The 21,689-nt window shown below is 49.2% G+C and carries 19 protein-coding genes; 1 reads left to right on the plus strand and 18 read right to left on the minus strand.

Features of this window, described 5'->3' with window-relative positions; all coding sequences use genetic code 11:
* Positions 1-6 precede the first annotated feature (6 nt).
* The 18 genes from tilS to Q7Q81_RS04675 form a co-directional block, all read right to left on the minus strand.
* Complete coding sequence (gene tilS / locus Q7Q81_RS04590) at positions 7-993, minus strand: tRNA lysidine(34) synthetase TilS (RefSeq protein ID WP_304273988.1); 987 nt, start codon at positions 991-993, stop codon at positions 7-9.
* A gap of 105 nt (positions 994-1,098) precedes the next feature.
* The gene (locus Q7Q81_RS04595) at positions 1,099-1,593 is read right to left on the minus strand and encodes a S1 domain-containing RNA-binding protein (protein WP_293694626.1); all 495 of its coding nucleotides are present in this window, start codon (positions 1,591-1,593) and stop codon (positions 1,099-1,101) included.
* Between the two features lie 110 nt (positions 1,594-1,703).
* Positions 1,704-1,997 (minus strand): FtsB family cell division protein, encoded by a 294-nt coding sequence (locus Q7Q81_RS04600; RefSeq protein WP_210683786.1) that lies wholly within the window; start codon positions 1,995-1,997, stop codon positions 1,704-1,706.
* A gap of 89 nt (positions 1,998-2,086) precedes the next feature.
* On the minus strand, positions 2,087-2,365 hold the full coding sequence (locus tag Q7Q81_RS04605; RefSeq protein WP_040565310.1) for an HU family DNA-binding protein: 279 nt from the start codon (positions 2,363-2,365) through the stop codon (positions 2,087-2,089).
* A gap of 203 nt (positions 2,366-2,568) precedes the next feature.
* Positions 2,569-4,170, minus strand: coding sequence for a nucleoside triphosphate pyrophosphohydrolase (mazG, locus tag Q7Q81_RS04610; protein ID WP_304273989.1), 1,602 nt, complete (start codon positions 4,168-4,170; stop codon positions 2,569-2,571).
* 22 nt (positions 4,171-4,192) lie between these two features.
* Positions 4,193-5,755, minus strand: a complete 1,563-nt coding sequence (locus Q7Q81_RS04615) for a putative polysaccharide biosynthesis protein (RefSeq protein WP_304273990.1) — start codon at positions 5,753-5,755, stop codon at positions 4,193-4,195.
* 23 nt (positions 5,756-5,778) lie between these two features.
* Positions 5,779-9,051, minus strand: a complete 3,273-nt coding sequence (mfd, locus tag Q7Q81_RS04620) for a transcription-repair coupling factor (protein ID WP_304273991.1) — start codon at positions 9,049-9,051, stop codon at positions 5,779-5,781.
* A gap of 63 nt (positions 9,052-9,114) precedes the next feature.
* Positions 9,115-10,077, minus strand: a complete 963-nt coding sequence (glpX, locus tag Q7Q81_RS04625) for a class II fructose-bisphosphatase (protein ID WP_304093457.1) — start codon at positions 10,075-10,077, stop codon at positions 9,115-9,117.
* Positions 10,078-10,203: 126 nt separating this feature from the next.
* On the minus strand, positions 10,204-10,755 hold the full coding sequence (locus Q7Q81_RS04630) for a YIP1 family protein (protein WP_210683777.1): 552 nt from the start codon (positions 10,753-10,755) through the stop codon (positions 10,204-10,206).
* Positions 10,756-10,761: 6 nt separating this feature from the next.
* Positions 10,762-11,718, minus strand: coding sequence for a signal peptide peptidase SppA (gene sppA, locus Q7Q81_RS04635; protein ID WP_304093459.1), 957 nt, complete (start codon positions 11,716-11,718; stop codon positions 10,762-10,764).
* 152 nt (positions 11,719-11,870) lie between these two features.
* Positions 11,871-13,496: a CTP synthase gene (locus tag Q7Q81_RS04640; RefSeq protein ID WP_304273992.1), complete on the minus strand. Its 1,626-nt coding sequence runs from the start codon at positions 13,494-13,496 to the stop codon at positions 11,871-11,873.
* A 114-nt stretch (positions 13,497-13,610) separates the two neighbouring features.
* The gene (gene argS, locus Q7Q81_RS04645; protein WP_304075813.1) at positions 13,611-15,335 is read right to left on the minus strand and encodes an arginine--tRNA ligase; all 1,725 of its coding nucleotides are present in this window, start codon (positions 15,333-15,335) and stop codon (positions 13,611-13,613) included.
* 31 nt (positions 15,336-15,366) lie between these two features.
* Positions 15,367-16,833 (minus strand): DUF1846 domain-containing protein, encoded by a 1,467-nt coding sequence (locus tag Q7Q81_RS04650; RefSeq protein ID WP_304273993.1) that lies wholly within the window; start codon positions 16,831-16,833, stop codon positions 15,367-15,369.
* A 1-nt stretch (position 16,834) separates the two neighbouring features.
* A complete protein-coding gene (locus tag Q7Q81_RS04655) occupies positions 16,835-17,254 on the minus strand; it encodes a DUF1934 domain-containing protein (RefSeq protein WP_040565309.1) in 420 nt (139 codons plus the stop codon).
* A 286-nt stretch (positions 17,255-17,540) separates the two neighbouring features.
* Positions 17,541-17,969 carry a hypothetical protein gene (locus Q7Q81_RS04660; RefSeq protein WP_304273995.1) on the minus strand — a complete coding sequence of 143 codons (429 nt, stop codon included), beginning with the start codon at positions 17,967-17,969 and terminating at the stop codon, positions 17,541-17,543.
* 119 nt (positions 17,970-18,088) lie between these two features.
* Positions 18,089-19,369, minus strand: coding sequence for a CHAD domain-containing protein (locus tag Q7Q81_RS04665; protein WP_304273997.1), 1,281 nt, complete (start codon positions 19,367-19,369; stop codon positions 18,089-18,091).
* Positions 19,370-19,407: 38 nt separating this feature from the next.
* Positions 19,408-19,779, minus strand: a complete 372-nt coding sequence (locus Q7Q81_RS04670) for a VOC family protein (protein WP_293807051.1) — start codon at positions 19,777-19,779, stop codon at positions 19,408-19,410.
* Between the two features lie 33 nt (positions 19,780-19,812).
* The gene (locus Q7Q81_RS04675; protein WP_304273998.1) at positions 19,813-20,322 is read right to left on the minus strand and encodes a DUF456 family protein; all 510 of its coding nucleotides are present in this window, start codon (positions 20,320-20,322) and stop codon (positions 19,813-19,815) included.
* Positions 20,323-20,489: 167 nt separating this feature from the next.
* Here Q7Q81_RS04675 and Q7Q81_RS04680 point away from each other — a divergent pair, with 167 nt between their 5' ends.
* Positions 20,490-21,620 carry a mechanosensitive ion channel family protein gene (locus Q7Q81_RS04680; protein WP_304274000.1) on the plus strand — a complete coding sequence of 377 codons (1,131 nt, stop codon included), beginning with the start codon at positions 20,490-20,492 and terminating at the stop codon, positions 21,618-21,620.
* Positions 21,621-21,689 lie beyond the last annotated feature (69 nt).

The following is a 21,689-nucleotide window of genomic DNA, read 5'->3' on the forward strand; positions in this document are numbered from 1 at the left end:
TTTATATTATATTATTTTAACAAAAATAAGCTGTTTATTTTTGTAGACTACGTTTATTCCCTGCGGCAGCTGGATGATCTTGCCACCGCTGCGTCGGAACAGCAGAGAGTCAATCGCCTGACTACGCTCGAAGGACAGCTCCTCGCCGCCCAGCTCGAAATACGCGCGTCGCAATACTCTCAGCCTTACGGCACTGTGCAGCGCCGTAAGCTGCGTCACCGGAAAACTGACAGCATCATCCTGCCTGCGCACCAGCTGCCTGTAAGCATCGTCAGCCATTTGCTCCAGACATTCCGCATCCTGCGCCAGCAAGGCGGCAGTACGCGCCAACGTCGGCACCACAGCAGGGTTAAAGCTGCGCTCCAGATAAGGCAGCAGCTCCAGCCGCACGCGGTTACGAGTATACGCTGTATCTGCGTTAGTGCTGTCAAAGCATACTTCAATGCCTTCTGCGCTGCAGTATTCCTCCAGCAGGCTTTTCGGTAAAGTCAGCAGCGGTCTGATGATATCGCCCTGCTGCGCCCGCATTCCGGCAAGTCCCTGCAGCCCTGCGCCGCGCAACAGCCTTAAGAGCAGCGTTTCCGCCTGGTCACCCTCGTGATGCGCCGTAACAATCGCCACAGCACCCTGCTGCGCCGCTATGCGCCTAAGCGCCGCATAGCGCAGGCGGCGCGCAGCATCTTCTGTAGAAAGCCGGTTCTGCGCCGCATATGCTGCAGCCTGCACGTGCTCCGTAAAGCAGGGCAGTCCCCATGCTTCGCATGCACGCTGCACAGCCTGCATGTCGCGCAAAGCCTCTTCACCACGAAGTCCGTGTTCTACGTGACAGACGCTGTAGCTTCCCCATCCCTGGGCTGCCAAAGCAGCACAGGCATGTGCCAAAGCCAGAGAATCGGCACCGCCGCTAACAGCCAGCAGGTAATGAGCATCCGGCTGCAGCAAATTTTTAATTGTTTTGCGCAGCTTGTAGACTGCAGGTGCAATCTGCCTCATAGCATATCTCCTTCAGCAGCGGTTTAAACGTGTCGTATCGCATTTTTCTATGCTATAAAAGAAAAGGCACTCTCAGGAGTGCCATTTCATTAATTACCAGCTTGCTTATTTATCACGTCTGGCACCACGACCACCGCGTTTGGACTCAGTATTACGTTTTAAATCCAGCATACGGTCATCGCTGTCTTTCAGGAATTTGGATAATTTATCCTCAAAGGAAACGGGCGCCATAGGTCTTGCGCTTTGCGGGCGCATACCGCCACGGCGTTCACGATTGTCGCCTTGCGGACGCATACCATTGTTGTTGCGGCGCTCGCGGTTATCGTTTTGCGGACGCTGCGGTCTCGGCTGCGGATTTGCAGGCGGCGGAGTAAGCTGTTTTATAGACAGACCAATTTTGCCGCGATCATCTACAGATAATACCTTAACCTTAACCTTGTCGTGCTCCTTTAAAAAGTCATGCACGTCTTTTACATAAACATTAGAAACCTCAGAAATGTGAATCAGGCCAACCTTGCCCTCAGGCAGTTGGACAAATGCGCCAAAATTGGTGATACCTGTAACTTCACCCTCTACAATTGCACCTACTTCAAGTGACATCGAGAAAAAAATCCCCCTTAAAAATTCTTAATACTCTTGTATTATACTCTTTAATTTTTCATGGTGTCAATAAAAAAAGCAGAACAAAAGCTATCATTTCTTGTTCTGCCTTATTTTTTCTCATCAACTATAAACAGCGGCACCTCGTCTTTACCCACCATGTTGTAATCCTCACGGGCGAGCTTTTCAATATAACGCGGGTCATCCAGACGTTTACGCTCTGCCTCCAGCTCAGTCTTCTGTTTTTGTAAAGCAGCAATACGTTGCTGTGTAGCAGCCTGTTCCTGTTTAATCTGATAAATAGAATACTCCTGCTTGCCGATAACGAACAGGCAGGCAACAAACAGCAGCATCATAAAGACATTAAAAGCTTTAGATTTATGTCTTACACGACGTCTTACCATATCAAAGCCCCCCAGCATTGAGTATTCCGCAGTATATTTTTAGAAAAGCCCGGCAGCAGCTGCCGGGCCTAAAGCACTAAAACAGCTTATTATTTTACGTTAACAGCATCCTTGAAAGCTTTGCCGGCTTTGAAAGCAGGGATGGTTGCAGCAGGAATAACTACCTTCTCACCATTTTGCGGATTTTTACCTTCACGTTCTTTACGAGCACGTGCTTCAAAAGTACCAAAGCCTACTACTTGTACTTTGTCACCCTTAGCAACTACCTCTTTAACGGTTTCCAGGGTAGCGGTGATAGTTTTTTCAACGTCTTTTTTGGTTAAGCCGGCTTTTTCAGCAACAGCAGCGATTAACTCAGTCTTGTTCATCAAAAATTCCTCCTTAATTATGACTTTAGTTATTATTGCAAATGCTTGCGGAGCACGTAACTTCGTAACTTCGTAACGTAACTCAAATTTAACTAGCAATAGTATTCTACACTGTCAAACGTTTTCCTGCAAGCCTTTTCCGAAAATATTTATAAATTACGGGGAAAATAGCGTTATTTTAGTAACTTTATTGTAAATTCACCTTATAAATCGTTCTTTCGTTCCAAATCCTTAGCCTGATTCCAAAATTTATCCAGCTCAGTCAAAGTGAAATCCTGCCATGTTTTGCCGCTGGCTTCCACCTGCTTTTCCACGTAATTAAAGCGGGAAGCGAAACGGTTATTAGTTCCGTCCAAAGCAACCTCCGGCTCGATACCGTTATGGCGCGCATAATTTACCACGGCAAACAATACATCGCCAAGCTCACTCTCGGCAGCAGCCTTATCGCCTGCCTGCAAAGCCTCCTGCAGCTCGCCCAGCTCCTCCTGTACCTTAGCCCATACGGATGCGCTGTCCTGCCAGTCAAAGCCTACCTTGGCAGCCTTGCTCTGCAGCTTATAGGCACGCAGCAGCGCCGGCAGTCCCTGAGATACGCCATCTAATACATGCTTGCGTTCCTGCTTTTCCTGTTTCTTGATAGCTTCCCAATTTACCAGCACCTCATCGCTGTTGTCAACATGGGTATCGCCGAAAACATGCGGATGACGGCGGATAAGCTTATCTACAACCTCGTCGATAACGTCCTGCAGATCAAAGCGGCCTGCCTCCTGTGCCATGCGGGCATGGAAAACAACCTGCATGAGCACGTCGCCAAGCTCCTCACGCATGCCATCAACGTCATCATCATCCACAGCCTCCAGATATTCGTAAACCTCTTCAATCATGTTGCTGCGAATGGATTTATGTGTCTGCTCTCTGTCCCAGGGGCAGCCGCCAGGCTCACGCAGAGTACGCATAACATCAGCCAAAGGCTGGATGTCAAAATCATCAAAACCTGCTTCCGGCAAAAAGTCCTCCGCATAGCCTTCTTCTTCGCCTTCCTCGGCAAAATCGTCATCATCCTCGCCAAAGGTAATAATACCGGGAACAGCTTCCGCATCGTCAACCTTTTCAAATACGGTATCCTCTGCTCCCTCAGCCATCGGCGGAATATAAGCGCTTGTAAGATGGTCGATATTCGGCTGTCTGTCCAGCTCGAACAGCTTAATCGGACGGCATTCCTCATCAGGCAAACCCAAATTACGCAGGAAATAAATTTCGTATTCGTCAGGCAGTACGTCCATCAGGGCAATTTTCAAATCGCTTGCTACCATCTGGCTGTAAACCTGAGTAATCATCAGCGGATGCTGTCCGGCACTGGCAATCTCCGCAAAATCCTGCGCGTCAATAATCTGCAGGCCGGCAATCGGGTCGATACCCAGTTCAACGTAAGCCAGGTCCAAAAAGCTCATAGAAGGCTTAATAACCAGCTTAATGCCCTGTGCCTTCGCAGCGGTGCGCATCAAAACAACGGTTTTTTCCGCAACCAACGGGCTGCCTGGTACGGCATAAACAACATCACCGCTGTGCGCTGCTGCCAGCACACGCTCGACAACACTGTTATATACCTCCTCAAAGGAAGCAGCCTTTTCGTATAAATCGTCACATGAGGTAAATTTTACGTTTTGCTTTTCCAGCTCGGCAACGGTAGGATGCACCGCCGTGCGCAGGATAACCTGAGCGCAGTTTTGCAGCAGTCCCATAGTTTCCAAGGAAAGATGTCCCACAGCACCGGGACCTAAGCCGACAATTGTAATTGTTCCCATGATAGTACGCCTTCTTTCTTAATTATTTAAAAAATCGCTTCACTGCCGGCAGCTGACGCAGCTCCTGTCTGTTCAGCACACCAAGAAGCGGCAGCAATACGATATAGCTTATCCCGGCAGCCAGCATGGCAGCGATTGTTGCCAAAGCAGCCGGCGCACCGCCAAGCAGCGTATGCGTTTCTGCGGTAACAGCACCCATCACCGCTGCTGCGGCGATGATTTTCGCAATACTGAGCCAGGAAAATCTTATACTGAATTTATACAACGCTATAATATTTAACAGCGCCGTCACGCCAAAGTTAATATTCGTTGCCCACGCTGCGCCGGCAATACCGTATTCCGCATTCGTCAGCTGGAGAACGGCAACCAGCTTGGCGGCAATACCGATAAGCATATTCAGCATCGGCAGATTGGTGTGCCCCATTCCCTGCAGCATACCTGTTGTAACCTGCTGCAGACCTAAAAGGCAGATGGCAGGCGCCGAATGCATAATGGCAACGCCGGCCTTCGCCGTACCGTAAAGCAGCAGGCTGATAGGCTCCGCCAGCACCCACATGCCTACGGAAGCAGGCACTGTTATCAGGCAGCACAGCTTCATAGCGGTCGCCGCCTTCTGCTCAATGATATGCCATTTATTCAAAGCAAAGGCTTCGGAAACAGCAGGCACAAGGCTTGTTGCCAGCGACATCGTCGGTATCGTGGCCATTAACAGCAATGGCTGTGCCATGCCTGCCAGATAGCCGAACTGCGCCGTCGCCTGCTCCACACTAAGACCGCTGTCAATCAATCGGCCGGGCACCAGCAATACGTCAATGCTGCTGGTAACAGGCACGATGATATTGGCACAGGACACTGGCAAAGCCAACAGCAGCAGGCGCTTAATCAATGCTCTGCTGCGCACAAGCTCGGCAGCAGGTGCCTGCAGCTTTACTGCATAAGCCTGCCATTGCTTGCGATAGTAGCGATAAAAGCAACCCATAACCACAAGGCCTGTAAGGCTTCCCGGCACAGCACCAAAGGCAGCACCGGCAGCCGCATATTCCAAACCATAGGGCAGCAGCACATAAGCCAGAACCACCATCGTAACTACGCGGATAAACTGCTCCACAATCTGCGAAACAGCCGGCGGCGTCATCAGCTGATGTCCCTGAAAATAACCGCGGAAGCTGGCTAAAATCGTAGCGAAGAAAATTGCCGGTGTAAGCGCGACAAGCGAATAGTAGGCACGCGCATCGGTAATAACGCCGGCATCAACTAACCAGCCCGCCGCCAACACCAGACACAGCGCCAGCACCGCACCCACGCAGACCATCAGACGCAGCGAAACACGAAACACCTGACGCACGTTAGCATAATCCTTCTGTGCCAGAAAGCCTGCGACAATAATCGATATTGCCACCGGAATGCCGGCCGCAGAAATCGCAAGCAGCAAAAGGTATACGGGATACGCCATCTGGTAAAGCCCGATACCCTCGCCGCCCAGCAGACGTGAAAGCAGGATGCGGTTCACAGAACCGATAACCTTTACCATCAGTCCTGCCAATGTCAGAATCATTGCGCCGCGCAAAAATTTATCACTGCTCATCTCCTGCTTTCACCTCCTTTAAATCAATCTTCCAATATCAGAGCAGGCAAAGTCTGCTCCAGCCACGCCAGGGGTTCCTGCTTTGACGTACCCATTCTGTACGTCAGCTGCTGCTCCTGACCGTTTTTCAATGTCATCGTCTTAGGATGCTGCATCAGCAGCTTCAGAACTGCCTCCGGGTTTACCTGTGCCTTCTCGCCGAAGGTCAGGCGAATAATTCCCTGACGCACATTTACGCCACGGATTTTCAGCACTCGGCACAAGCCCTTAAGCGCTGCCAAACGCCAAAGCATTTCCACCTCCGGCGGCGGATTGCCGAAACGGTCGATAATTTCGTCCAGAAAATCCTCACGCTGTGAATATTCCAGCTCGCTGAAGCGACGATACAGCTCCATTTTATAACGCGGGTCCGGAATATAGCTGTCCGGAATATAGGCCTCTGCCTGAATTTCCAGAACCGGCTCCGGCTCAGGCTCGGCCTCTTTGCCGTTTTTCAGGCGTTCAATGGTTTTTTCCAGCATCTCGCAATAAGCGGCAAAGCCTATACCGGTAATATGTCCGTGCTGCTGCGGTCCCAGCAGATTGCCGGCACCGCGGATTTCCAAGTCACGCATAGCAATCTTAAAGCCTGCGCCCAGCTCCGTAAAATCACGGATAGCCTGCAGACGCTTTTCGGCAATTTCGCTGAGCGCCTTATTAGGCTGATAAACAAAGTAAGCATAAGCAAGACGCGAGCTGCGTCCTACGCGGCCACGCATCTGGTAAAGCTGCGACAGGCCGAAGTTGTCGGCACCGTCGATAATAATCGTATTCGCCAAAGGTACGTCCAGACCGTTTTCCACAATCGTCGTACACAAAAGCACGTCGCAGCCGCCTTCATAGAAGGTAATCATGGCATCCTCTAAGGCGTCCTCATTCATCTGCCCGTGGGCAATTTTGATGCTGATGCCCGGTACCAGACGGCGCAGCTTGGCAGCCAACGGCTCCAAAGCACTCACGCGGTTACTGATATAGTAAATTCTGCCGCCGCGGCGTAGCTCACGCTCCAGCGCCTCCTTAATCATGCCATCGTTATATTCGCTGACATAGGTTTCAACAGGCAAGCGGTCCTCCGGCGGTGATTCGATAACGCTCATATCACGGCCGTTGACCAGAGCCATATGCAAAGTACGCGGAATAGGTGTCGCGGAAAGCGACAAAACATCTATGCCGAGATGCCATTTCTTGATTTTTTCCTTTTGGGCAACACCGAAGCGCTGCTCTTCATCGATAATCAGCAGGCCGAGGCTGGTAAAATTCACATCCGGCTGCAGCAGACGGTGCGTACCGATAAGAATATCAACCTTACCGTCAGCCACCTCCTGCAGAACAGTGCGCTGCTCCTTCGGCGTACAAAAGCGGTTCAGCAAGCGAACCTCTACGCCGAAATTGCGCACGCGCTCCTTAAACGTAATATAATGCTGCTGTGCCAGCACTGTTGTAGGCGCCAGCACCGCCACCTGCTTGCCGTCAAGCACAGCCTTAAAGGCAGCACGCAAGGCCACCTCAGTTTTGCCATAGCCGACATCACCGCAAAGCAGGCGTTCCATCGGCTGCGGCTTTTCCATATCAGCCTTAATTTCGGCAATCGCCTTCAGCTGGTCCGGTGTTTCCTCATAGGGGAAGGCTGCTTCAAAGTCCTTTTGCAGCTGACAATCCGGCGAAAAAGCATGGCCCGGCATAATCTGCCGCTGTGCATACAGACGCAGCAGCTCCTCCGCCAGCTCCGTAATCGCCTTAGCAGCCTTGGCCGTAGTGCGCTTCCAGTCATTGCCGCCCATTTTCGACAGACGCGGCACACTGCCCTCGCTGCCGACATATTTATGCAGCATACCGACCTGCTCAACAGGAACATAGAGCCTATCATCGCCGGCATAGGCCAAAAGCAGATAATCACGGTGAATGCCGTCAACCTCGACGTTTTCTACGCCTATATAACGGCCGATACCATGAACCTTATGAACAACGTAATCTCCGGCCTTGATATCCGAAAAATACTGCAGCTGCTGCCCCTGATTTTTAGTATGCAAGCGTTTGCGCTTCTGCATGCCGAAAATATCATTTTCTGTCAGCAGCAGCCATTCTTCATCCCAGAAGCGAAAGCCGTGATCCAAATCGCCGTAGGTTACATTGACGACTCCCGGCTCAAAGCTCTTTTGGGCAAAATGTCCCTTTAAGCCGTAGTTGCGCAGATTATCAGCAAAGCCACGGGCCTTAATGCTGCCGGAAAGCATAATCAGCGGCGTAATTCCCTCCGCCAGCCAGTTCTGCAAATCCTCCACCAGCAAATTGGTATTCTTATTATACGGCGCAACCGCGCGCACCGGTATATTCAGCGAAGGCAGCTGCTGCAGATAACTGTGTCCCAACGCCGATACCAGCACAGCACCGTTAGCGGCAAGCTGCTCTATAAGCTCCTGTTTGTTGAAAAGCTCGGAGGCATGCTCCTTGTTTTCCTTGTCCAGCTTTTCCAGCATACCGAAAACATGCACCGGCTCGTCAACAACTACCATAGTGTCCGCAGCGCAATATTCAAAGATATCGGCATCATAGCTGAAGCTTTCATCCACCTTCAGCGGAGCAATTTTGATACTGGTGAGAGTCTGCAGACTGCGCTGGGTGTCAACATCAAAGCTGCGCATAGCGTCAAGCTCATTGTCGAACCATTCGATGCGTACCGCCGCACTGCTGTTGATGGGGTACACGTCCAGAATATCACCGCGCAGGCAGAACTGTCCCAAAGCATCAACCTGCTCCGTACGCTCATAGCCTAAATCAAGCAGCGCAGCAGCTATATTACGCTGTTCGTGCTCCTCGCCGACAGCGAGCTGCAGCGCCTTGCCGGACATACCGCTCGGACGCAGCTGCTTTTGCTGCAGCGCTTCTGCCGTAATAAAGACTATGCCACGCTCCTCACCGCTCAGAAAGCGCAGTGCGGCCGCACGTCCTGCCTGCAGCTCCAGGCTCTGCGTATCGGCCTGCACACGCGGCAAACTTACAGGATAAAGCTCCTGCATAGGTAAATCCGGGTACAGATAGTTAAGTTCGCGGCGATAAGTACGGATTTCCTCACGCGAAGCAGTAATAAAGGCCATACTGCCCTTGCCGCCCAGCAGCTTATCTGCGGCAGCAAAAAAGACCGGCTTGCTGCTTCCAGCCAACCCGGTTAAAATACAGGCCTGTTTTTTCTTTTGATATTCGGCCGCCTGCCGCACTTCCTTGACAGCGGCAACCTTATTGACTAATAAATTTTCCATAGGCTATACAAATTGATAAATAGGGCTGTTACAAACGTAACAGCCCTATAATCTGTTTTAAAATCAGAGCTTAACAGCAAGTACTTTGCGGTCCATGCTGTGAATAGCATCAACGAAACGTACGGTGCCGGTTTTGTAACGGGCAGAAATAGTATGAGTACGTACGCCGTCGCCGAAGTAACGCAGACCGTTCAGCATGTTGCAGTTGGTAATAGCGGTAGCAGTAAACATACAGTCATCGCCTTTTACCAGATCATCCAGAGTCAGCACCTTGTTAACATCAGCAATACCCATCTTCAGGCAGCGTTGAACCTGAGCTTCGTCTTCGGGAACCAGACGAGCTTGCATATCGCCGCCCAGGCATTTAACAGCAGCAGCACCCAGAACACCTTCCGGAGCACCACCCTTACCAACGTACATATGCACGCCGCTGCCTTCGATGCAGCATTCAACGATCGGGTTAACGTCGCCGTCGGTAATCAGGGAGATACGTGCGCCTGCTTTACGGATTTCGTCCATCAGGCCGTAATGACGTTCGCGGTCCAGCAGAACTACGTTCAGGTCGCTTACTTTACGGTCCATTGCTTTAGCAACACGTGCCAGGTTTTCGCTGATCGGAGCATTGATATCGATGCAGCCTTTAGCACGGGGGCCTACAGCGATTTTATCCATGTACATATCAGGAGCATGCAGCAGGCAGCCACGCGGAGCGATAGCAATAACTGCGATAGCGCCGTTTTGTCCTTTAGCAACCAGGTTGGTACCTTCAATCGGGTCAACAGCGATATCAACCTCAGGGCCGCCGGCACCTACTTCTTCGCCGATATACAGCATCGGTGCTTCATCCATTTCGCCTTCGCCGATAACAACGGTACCTTTAATATTTACGGTATCAAAGGCTGCGCGCATAGCGTCAACAGCCAGACCGTCAGCACCGTTCTTGTCGCCTCTGCCTACAAGATGACCGCAGGCAATAGCTGCAGCCTCGGTTACACGTACAAATTCCAAAGAAAGCTCTCTGTTCATTCTTCACAACACTCCTTAATATAAATTCAATATAGTAATAGCACTGCTTGCACAGCACAAAGAATTAACTACATGTCCAATCTTTATTATGCCACGTTTATTCTGATTAATCAATCTAAATTTTATTTACAGTAAAAGCATCAGGCAAACCTGCCACGGTAAAACAAAAACAATATACAGCAAAAACAAGCTGAACACTACGGTTACACCTGCACGGAAGGCATCTACAAGGTACACTGCCTCCAATGACCGCACCAGAAGATACAGCATCCACAGACAGCCTATAAGAAACAGCACACCTAAAAGAGGCAAGCCGTTAAGCCCCATCCTGCCCGCAAGCAAGGCCCCCGGTGTGAGCAGCAGAAAGGGCAGCGTCGTATACCCCAAAAGGCAGATGAGCCCGACAGGGTCGCCTGCCAGCGCACCGAAGGTTTCCATAATGCCGTGCAGCAAAAAACCGTAAAGCGTTAAAGCTGTTCCCGCAATCAGCACCGTAGCAATAATAATGCCGAAGCGCACCTCCAACGGCGAATCCAGCAGCCAGCAATTTGTTGCTACGCCAAAAAAGCTGAAGCTGAGAGTGAAATAAAAAGCACTGCGCCAAAGAGAAGGCTGCTTGGCAATCGCAGCCATGCCTGCACCGGGCTCAAAAAGTACCTCAAAGGTTTTGCGCCTCATAGCTCATCACCTCGTCATACCGCCTGCCGGCGCCCCGCTCTGCTGCAGACTGCCTGTCAGCTGGTTTACAAGCTCTGTTTTAATCAGCTCCGCAATATGAGCGCTGAGCAGAAACTCCCACGGCTGCTGTTTTTCCTTAGCCTTCACCGGCGGCAAGCCGTCGGCACCCGGCTTAATCTTGCCCAATTCACCCGCTGCGGCAAGCGCATCGTAATAATCACCGATTTCATCTACCAGGCCCAGATTCTTAGCCTGCAGGCCGGTATAAACACGGCCGTCAGCCAAGGATTTTACCTTGCTTTCTTCCATCTTGCGTCCTACGGCAACAGTTGTCACGAACTGCTCGTAGATTTCGTTGACGATGTTCTGCAAAATAGCCTGCTCCTCCGGTGTCATCGGTCTGTCACTGCTCATAATATCCTTATAGGGCCCGCTTTTAATCTTATTGCTGGTGATGCCTATTTTCTTGAACAGCTCCTCCGTATTCATGTACGGCATATACACACCGATACTGCCGGTAAGCGTTGTGGCATTGGCATAAACCTTGTCACTGGCGCAGGCTGCAATCCAATAGGCAGCGCTGGCACCGGTATTGCCCATAGTTGCCACAATCGGCTTTTTGGTTTTCTCCTTAAAGCGCTTCAGCTCACGTCCGACCTCCTCGGCAGCCGTAGCACTGCCACCGCCGCTGTCAATACGCAGAACTAATGCTTTGACGCTGTCATCAGCCGCTGCCTCACGAATCTGCTTCATAATGCTGCCGCTCGTCACACCGTTAGTCTGGCTGAAAATATTGTCCTTGCTGTCCGCACCGCTGATAATGGTACCGGAAATATTAATTACGGCCACACGATCAGGTACAGTAACAGTTTTCTCGGCATTGTTATTTCCCTTGAGCAACGAAACGACAAAGCTCAGCACAGCCAGAATCAATACCGCGCTGACAAAAATTTTCTTAAGCATTCAATCACTCTCCTCCCTAATTTTTAGTATAACATAAGCAAAAACTCCCCTCAGGCGTATGCCTTACGGCAATTGCGCCTAAGGTGCCTAAGAGGAGTATTCTTATTTTCCGAAAGCAACGTCGGCTTAAGCTCAGCGCTTTCAGGATAAACTTATTGGTGATGCTTTACCGCCGCACCTACAAACTCTCTGAATAACGGATGCGGATTTGTCGGACGGGATTTAAATTCAGGATGGAATTGCGCACCGAGGAACCACGGATGCTCGCTCTCAGGCAATTCAACAATCTCTACCAGACGGCCATTAGGCAGTGTGCCGCCAAGAACTAATCCCTTGCCCACAATTTCCTCACGGAAAGCATTGTTGAACTCATAACGATGACGATGACGTTCGTAAATCAGCTCTGCATTGTAAGCCTTGCTGGTCAGCGTATCGGGATAAACCTTACACGGATACAGTCCCAGACGCATCGTACCGCCCAAATCCTCAACATCAAGCTGTTCCGGCATCAGGTCGATAACAGGATGTGTGCTGTTCGGATTGAACTCTGAGCTGTTGGCATCAGCCATACCGCAGACGTGACGGGCAAATTCAATTACTGCGCACTGCATGCCCAGGCAGATACCGAAGAACGGAATCTTATGCTCACGTGCATATTGAATAGCCTTAATCTTGCCTTCAATACCGCGGTTACCGAAGCCACCCGGCACCAGAATGCCGTCAACACCGGCCATAACCTTAGTCATATCAGTATCATCTGCTTCGATTTCTTCTGCATTTACCCAATGGATATCAAGCTCGGCTTCATTGGCAACTGCTGCATGACGCAAGGATTCGGTAATGGAAATATAAGCATCCTGCAAAGCAACGTATTTGCCGACTACAGCGATAGTTACCTTCTTGTCATATTTTTTCAGGATGCGGGCCACCATATCATGCCAGCCCTGCATATCCTTCGGCTTATCCTCCATTTCCAGCTTGCGCAGGACAATGGTATCAAGTCCCTGCTCCTCCATGAGCATAGGTACCTCGTAAATGCTTCTTGCGGTAAGGTTTTGGATAACTGCGTCCGGATCAACGTCGCAGAACATAGCCATTTTTTCGCGCATTTCCTTAGAGATAGGCTTTTCGCTGCGGCAAACGATAATATCAGGAGAAATACCGATGCTGCGCAGCTCTTTGACGCTATGCTGAGTCGGTTTGGTTTTCAGCTCACCGGCTGCGGAAATATACGGTACCAGCGTAACATGAATATAAAGCACATCGTTCTTGCCGACATCCTTTTTTACCTGACGGATGGCTTCCAAAAACGGCAGGCTTTCAATATCACCTACAGTACCGCCGATTTCCGTAATAACGAAGTCGGCATTATCCTGTTGGCCTACGCGGAAAACGCGCTCTTTGATTTCATTTGTGATATGAGGAATAACCTGTACGGTACCGCCAAGATAATCGCCACGGCGTTCTTTATTTATTACACTCTGGTAAATCTTGCCTGTGGTCGTATTGGAGTTTTTGGACAGGTTGATATCAATAAAGCGTTCGTAATGTCCCAAGTCAAGGTCAGTTTCCGCACCATCGTCGGTTACAAAAACCTCGCCATGCTGATACGGGCTCATTGTGCCCGGGTCAATATTGATATACGGGTCGAACTTCTGGATAGTAACCCTATAGCCGCGGCTTTTCAGCAAACGGCCTAAAGACGCAGCAGTGATGCCCTTGCCCAAAGAAGAAACAACGCCGCCTGTCACAAAAATGTACTTGGTATTAGTAGTCATGATTTTTAACCCCCTCAGATTTCATAAAATGCTACAACAATATTAAATTGTATCTAAACTCACTGCAGGCGGCAAAGCCCAAGGACTCTGCCACCTGCAAAAGAATTTCTTAAATTACATTCTTTCCGGAGCAGAAACGCCCAGAATACCCAAAGCATGACGGATGGTATGACCAACTGCCTTCACCAAAGCAATGCGGGCTTGTTGCAAGTCTGTATCTACGCCCAGAATACGGCATTGGTTATAGAAGGAGTGGAACAGGGTTGCCAGCTCGTAGGTATAGGTTGCCACATGATGTACAGCACGCTCACGGGCTGCACGGGCAAGCAGTTCCGGATATTCGCCCAGCTTTTTAACCAGTGCCAGCTCTTCTGGAGCTTGCAGAGTATCCAGCTTCAGCTCATCAAGAGCTACAGCCTCAATACCTGCTTCAGCAAGCTGACGGGCAATGCTGCAGATACGCGCATGCGCATATTGGATATAATAAACCGGGTTCTCATTGGATTTTTCGGTAGCCAGAGTCATATCAAAATCCAGCTGGCTGTCTAAGGAGCGCATGCAGAAGAAGTAACGCGCCGCATCAACGCCAACCTCATCCATCAGCTCGCGCAGAGTGATGGTTTCGCCGGTACGCTTGGACAGCTTAACGATGTCGCCATTGCGGTACAGGCGTACCATTTGCAGCAGCAGCACCTCCAGCTTATCAGCATCAAAGCCCAAAGCACTTACAGCAGCCTTCACGCGGGCAATATAACCGTGGTGGTCAGCGCCCCACAGGTTGATGATGCGGTCAAAGCCGCGCTCGAATTTGTTGCGGTGATATGCAATATCGGCAGCAAAGTAGGTGGAAACGCCGTTGTCACGGATAACAACGCGGTCCTTGTCATCGCCGTAAGCGGTAGAATTAAACCATTTTGCGCCGTCCTTTTCATAAACGCAGCCTTTTTCCTCAAGGAATTTGCAAGCCTCACGGATTTTATCGGCATCATGCAGGGATTGCTCGCTGAACCATACATCGAAGGTTACGCCAAAAGCTTCCAGATCCTCTTTCAGGCCTGCCAGCTTTTCTTTATAAGCAATTTCCAGGAATTTTGCCAGACGCTCTTTTTCCTCTAAAGCAACAAATTCCTTGCCATAGATACGGATAATGCGCTGAGCGGTTTCAATGATGTCATAGCCATGGTAGCCGTTTTCCGGGAAAGGAATGCCGGTCGGCATTTCATCCAGTTGTTTAACGGTCAGGTCGGCAGGAACGCCGCCCATTTCCTCCAGCTTCAACAGCTGCAGATAACGTGCATTGACAGAAGCTGCCAGATTGTTCATCTGATTGCCGGCATCATTGATATAATATTCACTTTCAACATCATAGCCTGCAGCACGCAGCAGGTTAACCATAGCACTGCCGACTGCGGCACCGCGGGCATGGCCTACATGCAGCGGGCCGGTGGGGTTAGCGCTTACATATTCAACCTGAACGCGGCCCAAGCCGTTAGCAGGCAGATTGCCGTAGTTTTCACCGGCAGCCAGAATGCCTGCCAGCAAATCAGCGGTCCAGTTTTGTTTCAGATAGAAATTGATGAAACCGGGGCCGGCAATTTCCATTTTATCTACGGAAGCACAGTCCAGATTATCAACAACAGCCTGTGCAATCTGACGCGGTGCACAATGCAGGCTGCGGGCAGACTGCATAGCAAAGTTGGTTGCAAAATCGCCGAATTCCTTTTGCGGCGGAACCTCCAGCATAACCTCGGGCAAAGTACCCGGTTTCAAAGTGCCATTATCGATAGCTTTTTGCGCTGCATCTTTAATGGCAGCGGCTAATAAATCCTTTATATCCAAAGCAAAATCTCTCCTTCTCTTTATTTATTGCTTATTTTGTTTCGTAAATAGGGTCATTAGTCAGTTCAACGCCCAGCTTTTTAAATACCTTGAAATCTCCCTCTGTCAGCATAACGGTGGAATGTGCCTGGCAACCTTTCAGCTCCGGCAGCTTTTCCAGCGCCAGCTTAGCCAGACTGTCCGTTGCAGCACACATAGAAAGCGCTATCAGCACCTCATCCATATGCAGACGCGGATTGTTGCTGCCAAGGTAGCGTGTTTTCAGATTCTGAATCGGGTTGATGTAGGTCGGCGAAATCAGGTGCATTTCATCCGCAATACCGCCCAGTTCCTTAATAGCGTTCAACAGCACGGCACTGGCAGGTCCCAGCAAATCCGTAGTTTTGCCGGTAACAATTCTGCCATCGGCAAGCTCCAGCGCAATAACAGCGCACTTGCGTTCTTCCGCAACCTGCTTGGCTACGGTAACAACGCGGCGGTCATTTACGCTGACTTTAGCCTGCTTCATCAGCAGCTCCAGCGTATAAACCTCCTGCTTGCTGGCCTCATCCAGAGCCAGACGGTTCAGGGACTGATAATAGCGGCGGATAATTTCCTGACGGGAAGCCTCACAGCAGACCTCATCATCACAAATGCAGTTGCCTGCCATATTAACGCCCATATCGGTAGGCGATTTATACGGACAATAGCCGTAAATGCCTTCAAAAATTGCTGCCAGTACAGGATAAATTTCAACGTCACGGTTATAATTTACCGTGGTTACGCCATAGGCCTCCAAATGGAAGGGGTCAATCATATTAACATCCTGCAGATCTGCCGTAGCAGCCTCGTAAGCCATGTTTACAGGATGCTTCAAAGGCAGATTCCAGATGGGGAAGGTTTCGAATTTGGCATAACCGGCCTTAATGCCGCGCTTATTTTCATGATACAGCTGTGACAGGCAGGTAGCCATCTTGCCGCTGCCGGGACCGGGAGCAGTAACAACTACCAGCGGACGTGTAGTTTCTACATAGTCGTTCTGGCCATAGCCCGCATCGCTGACAATATGCTCCACATTATGCGGATAGCCTTCAATCGGATAATGGTAATAAACCTTGATATCCAAAGCCTCCAGCTTATTCTTGAAGCTTTCGATGGATTTCTGCCCCTTATATTGCGTAATAACAACGCTGCTGACATAAAGTCCCTTAGAACGGTAAACCTTTACCAGACGCAGTACATCCAGATCGTAGGTCAGGCCTAAATCGTGACGCACCTTGTTATTTTCGATATCATCGGCATTGATGGAAATAATCATCTCTGCCTGATCCGCAAGCTGCAGGAGCATCTGCAGCTTACTGTCCGGAGCAAAGCCCGGCAGTACGCGGGAAGCATGGTAATCATCGAACAGCTTGCCGCCGAATTCCAGATAAAGCTTATCGCCGAATTTACTGATGCGCTCTCTGATATGCTCAGATTGCATGGTCAAATATTTTTGATTATCAAAGCCTATTTTCATATTAAATTTCCTCAACCTCAATTAAAATCTTCATCTCGCCATAAGGCTTATCATCATGATACAAGGTATATTCCATTTCCAGCTGCCACATGCCGTTGCGGAAATGGGTATATACATAACTGGTTTCCGTCGTCAGAGGAATTTTCATATAAGGTGTCTGATAAAGGCTTTTATCTACATATCCGCGACGGAATTCCTGTCTGTGATCTACGCTGCCGCTACGCATGACTATAACGTGCTCATCGTCCCATTTCAGCGTTGTCTTGGTATTATCCAGACCAGACTGTTCATCCTCCTTATAGATTACGTAGTATTTGCCGCCTTTTTCCGTCATCATACCCGTATACTTTTGTTCAGAAGCCTGAGCCTCACTACCCTCATCCTTCGTTGTACTCAAAATACGAATTTTTACCGGCTGCATAGTACGTGCCTCCATAAACAAGATAGAGCCTGCACCGTTTCGCCACACCATTATGATCGAAAGGTCGCAAGCCCTACAAGATTTTTGTCAATCTAATGCCATTAAACTTTTCTGCACTAAAAGACCTCTTATATTCTTCAATATTATATAACAGCTATAAAGCACAGTCAAGAAATAGCATAAGGAAGTGCAGGATTTCCCATAACAGCAAGCTTAAAAAATCAACCAAAAACGACAGAGTATACTGCCATAGTATAGCTCTGTCGTCAGCTTTTTAATATAAAATTTATTTTTTAGCTTCTTCTTTAGCTGCTTCTTTCTGCTGCGGCAGCATTACACTGAAATCATTCAGCATAGGCTTCTCGCCGTTCAGCTTGAAAAGATATACGAAGCGGGCAGCCGGTTTTTTCTCTGCAGCAACCTGATACAGCAGCACGTCTGCGCCATTATGTTTTTCAACAACAATCAGTTGATTGGTGGTCAGCTTACCGAAATCCTTAGCAAGCTGTGCATGCAGATTATTGTAAGCCTTTTCATCCCAGTTCTTTTGCATATCCTCGGTCATCATAGAGGTAACTGCCTTGTAGTTGCCGCCGTTGATAAATTTGTCAACGATAGCTTCCTCTGCGTCCAGAACCTTGCCGTTGGATGCGCTGCAAACTGCGCTGACAGCCAACATCATAATCATTGTAACCAGCATTAATATTTTTTTCATGGAAAATTCTCCTCCCTATATGCTTAATATGTGTTTAATTATAGTCTTTCGTGCCAACAAGTGCAAGCACCTCCATAAAAACTTTACAATTCTTTTTACTTATGCTTTGAAGCACAGTATTAAAGATTTTTGTTTTTCCATGCCGTCAGTTGGCTGCTGAAGGCTTCCCACTGCTGCGGCAATGCTTCCAGCACCGCATCGGCCTTGGCCTGTTCCCAGCCGCTGAACAGGGCTGCTTCATAGCGCAGCTCCTTGATTTTAGGATGCGCCGCCACCAGCTTCTCCACCATCAGGCTGTTGATATAATCGTCATGCAAAAGGCCCAGCATATCCTGCAGATACTTCAGGCTACGCAAAAGGCGTGCTTCCGGAGCCAGCTCCGGCACGCTCTGCAGTGCATAACGGAAGCGCTTGAGCTTGATGCGGATGCGGTGCAGCTGCTCCATATTATGCAAATCGGGATATTTTTCCGGCAGCTCCATCAGCTTGTCATACCAGTTACCGAAACGACGCGACAAAAACTCTGCCAATGTCAGCTCCCTTTCAGGCGCAGGCACGCTGTACAGCCACAAAAGCAAACGGGCCAGCTCCAGCGTCAGGCGGTTCAGCCTCAGTCCGCACAGCGCCTTAGCTGCAACCGTACCGCGCAGCTGCGTCAGTAGAGCCGTAAGCTGTGGAAGCGCAGCTTCCGCCTGCTCCCGGCTACGCTGCAGACGCGAGCAGATTTGCAGCGCCACATCGTACTCCCGCACATCACCCAAACGATTGGTGCTCGCCTTCAGCACTCCCTGCCAATGCACAGCCTCCTGCTCAGGCAGCAGCGGCTTGCATAGAGTCAGCAGCGAGCGCAGACGTCTGAGCTTTACCCGCAGCTGACGCAGCAGACTGCGTTCCGGGCCACGGCTCAAGACCTCCTGCCACAGCTTGCTTACATAATAAACTTGCCATGGAAGATGACAATACAGCAGGCTCATAGCGCTGTCGGCATCGTAGGCCGCCAGCTGCTTTTGGTCAAAACAGCCGCGCAGCTGGTCCAGTCGCTGCGAAAAATCCGGCTCCTCCAACACAAATTTTGTTTTGGAGGCCAGCAGCTTCTGCAGCAGACTGTCAACAGCCTCTACAGCTTCCGCATTATGATATTCAAATTCAATAATGATATCCGCTATCGCCAACAGCTTATCGCTCACAAGCAAAGTGCCCCAGGCACAATACAAGCGTACACCATCAATATTTTCCGGTGTAAAGCGCGTCAGGCGATATTTATACATATCATTATCGTTGAAATATTTTTCTTTGATTTTTACCTTAACGGTACTGCCAGGCAGCAGCCTTTTGGCAAGATTAAGCAGCTGCGCCTGGTTTTTTACTTCCAGTCCATGCAGACACAGCTTGTGTTTCATGACATCTACCTCCCGGACCTTGACGCTTTTTTATGCGCTTATTTGTTCTTCGGTACAATTTCCAGCCAATAATTATCAGGGTCGGTAATAAAGTAAATTCCCATAGCAGGATTTTCGTAGCAGATGCAGCCCATTTTCTTATGCTTAGCATGCGCTGCTTCGTAATCATCTGCCAAAAATGCCAGATGGAATTCATTTTCGCCCAGATTATAAGCTTCCTTGCGGTCACGTAGCCAGGTAAGCTCCAACAGATGCGGAGTTTTGCCGTCCGTCAGATATACCAAAATAAAGCTGCCGTCCGCAGCCACCTTACGGTGATCCTCCTTCAGGCCCAAAGCCTCCTCGTAAAACTTCAGGCTTTTTTCCAAATCCAACACATTAAAGTTGTTATGTGCGAAAGTAAATTCCATATTGTACACCTCTCATTAAATTATATTATATATTTAAAAAAACACTACCTGTTTCAAGAGCAGAGCAGCTAAAGCAATACCTGCTGCCAGCTTGCCGACCATTGCAAAAAAGCGCATCTTCGCTGCCGTCCACGCCAACTGCATAGCAGCTGCCGAAACACCCGTATGCGCCAGCTCATAAGCAAATGCAGCCGCAAAGGCACCGGCCATACCGCCGAGCAATGAGCCTAATATCGGAAAAATCAATGTACCGAGCAGAGTGCCGGCAAAGCTTCCCAAGGCAATGAAAATAACCGCAAACCAAGAAACTTTACTGCGTTTGATGCCGAAAAGGCCGACGCAGAACTCCCAAAATTCACCCAAAGCATAAATAAGCACCATAGCAGACAGCAGTCTGCCGTTAAAATAAAGTACCTCATCAAAAAAAGCAAACATCAAGGATGTCAGCAAGAGTAAAGTATTCCCCGGAAGGTCGAATATTGTCAGTATCGGTCCCGATATAGCTATGAAAATTGCAAATATACGCTCAACCAGCAGTTCCATAACATGCCTCCGTCTATTTATATTGTATTAATTATACCACATCCATAAACATACAAGTTTACTAAAGTGTCACGAGAATTGGAAATAAATGTAAAATCGTTGTGCAGCAACACAGAAAATGCTAAAATTAGTTAAGCTGAATAATTCTTAACCAAGGAGGTTCCCTCGTGAACGATATATTGCTTACTCTTAAACCCTGGTACCCTTCCATAAGTGCCTTTCTTTTCTTTACCGTTGTCCGCTATATTTACAAAAACTTTTTCATCCGCCTTTTACGCCGTCTGAACAACAAGGTTTCCTTCAGCTACGGCGAGGATTTTCTTAACGCCTTTGAGACACCTATCAACATTGCACTCTTTATTATCGCGTTCTATGCGGCAATCAACCTGTCGCCGTTGGCATCAGTACACGATTTCAGCTTTACCGACCGCATTCTGCGCACGATCATTGTCACCAACTTTTTCTGGGGCCTGTATAACCTGATTGATACAACGCACGGCGTTTTCTTCGATTTGCTGGAAAGATTCGGTATCCAGACCGATGAAGCCATCGCCAACATTCTCGCGACTGTTTTCCGTATGATTATCATCATGCTGGGCTTTGTAACCGTAGCCCGCGAATGGAATTATGACATCAGTGCCTTCATCGCCTCCCTCAGTATCGGCTCTTTGGCTGTTGCATTTGCAGCCAAGGATGCGTTGGCCAACGTTTTCGGCAGTATGATTATCCTGCTCGACAAGCCCTTTAAAATCGGCGACTGGATTAAAGCCAATGGCATCGAAGGCATCGTTGAAAGCGTTTCCTTCCGCAGCACCTGTATCCGCACCTTTCCGCAGGAGCTTGTTTATATTCCGAACTCCCTCCTCAGCAACACGCCTATTACCAACTATACGCTGCGCGAACGCCGCCGCATCGACTTTACGCTTGGCCTGACCTACGGTACAACGGCTGCCCAAATCGAGGAATTTATCTTCAAGCTGAAAAATTATCTGGAGGATCTCACGCTTATTGACGAAAATGATGTACGCGTTCATTTCCTCACCTATAACAGCAGCAGCCTTGATATACGTGTTGTCTGCTACGCCAAAACAGGCCAGCACCTCGAATACCTCAACATTATGCAGGAAATCAACCTGCACACTCTGGAACTTCTGGAAGAAGTCGGCGTAAGCTGCGCCTTCCCCAGCACCAGTCTTTATTTTGAAACTCCGCTGCAGGAAAATGTTACCGAGCAGCCTGCCAAAGCACAATCCGAAGCTGATAAGCCAAAAGATAACAGCAACTCTGCCGACTGCTAATTCACTATTATTTTGCAGAAAAATTTTGCAAACTGAGTTATAATAAAATAAAGAATAATTTTCCATTTT

The sequence above is a fragment of the Phascolarctobacterium succinatutens genome (genome assembly GCF_958453765.1).
Lineage (GTDB): Bacteria > Bacillota > Negativicutes > Acidaminococcales > Acidaminococcaceae > Phascolarctobacterium_A > Phascolarctobacterium_A succinatutens_B.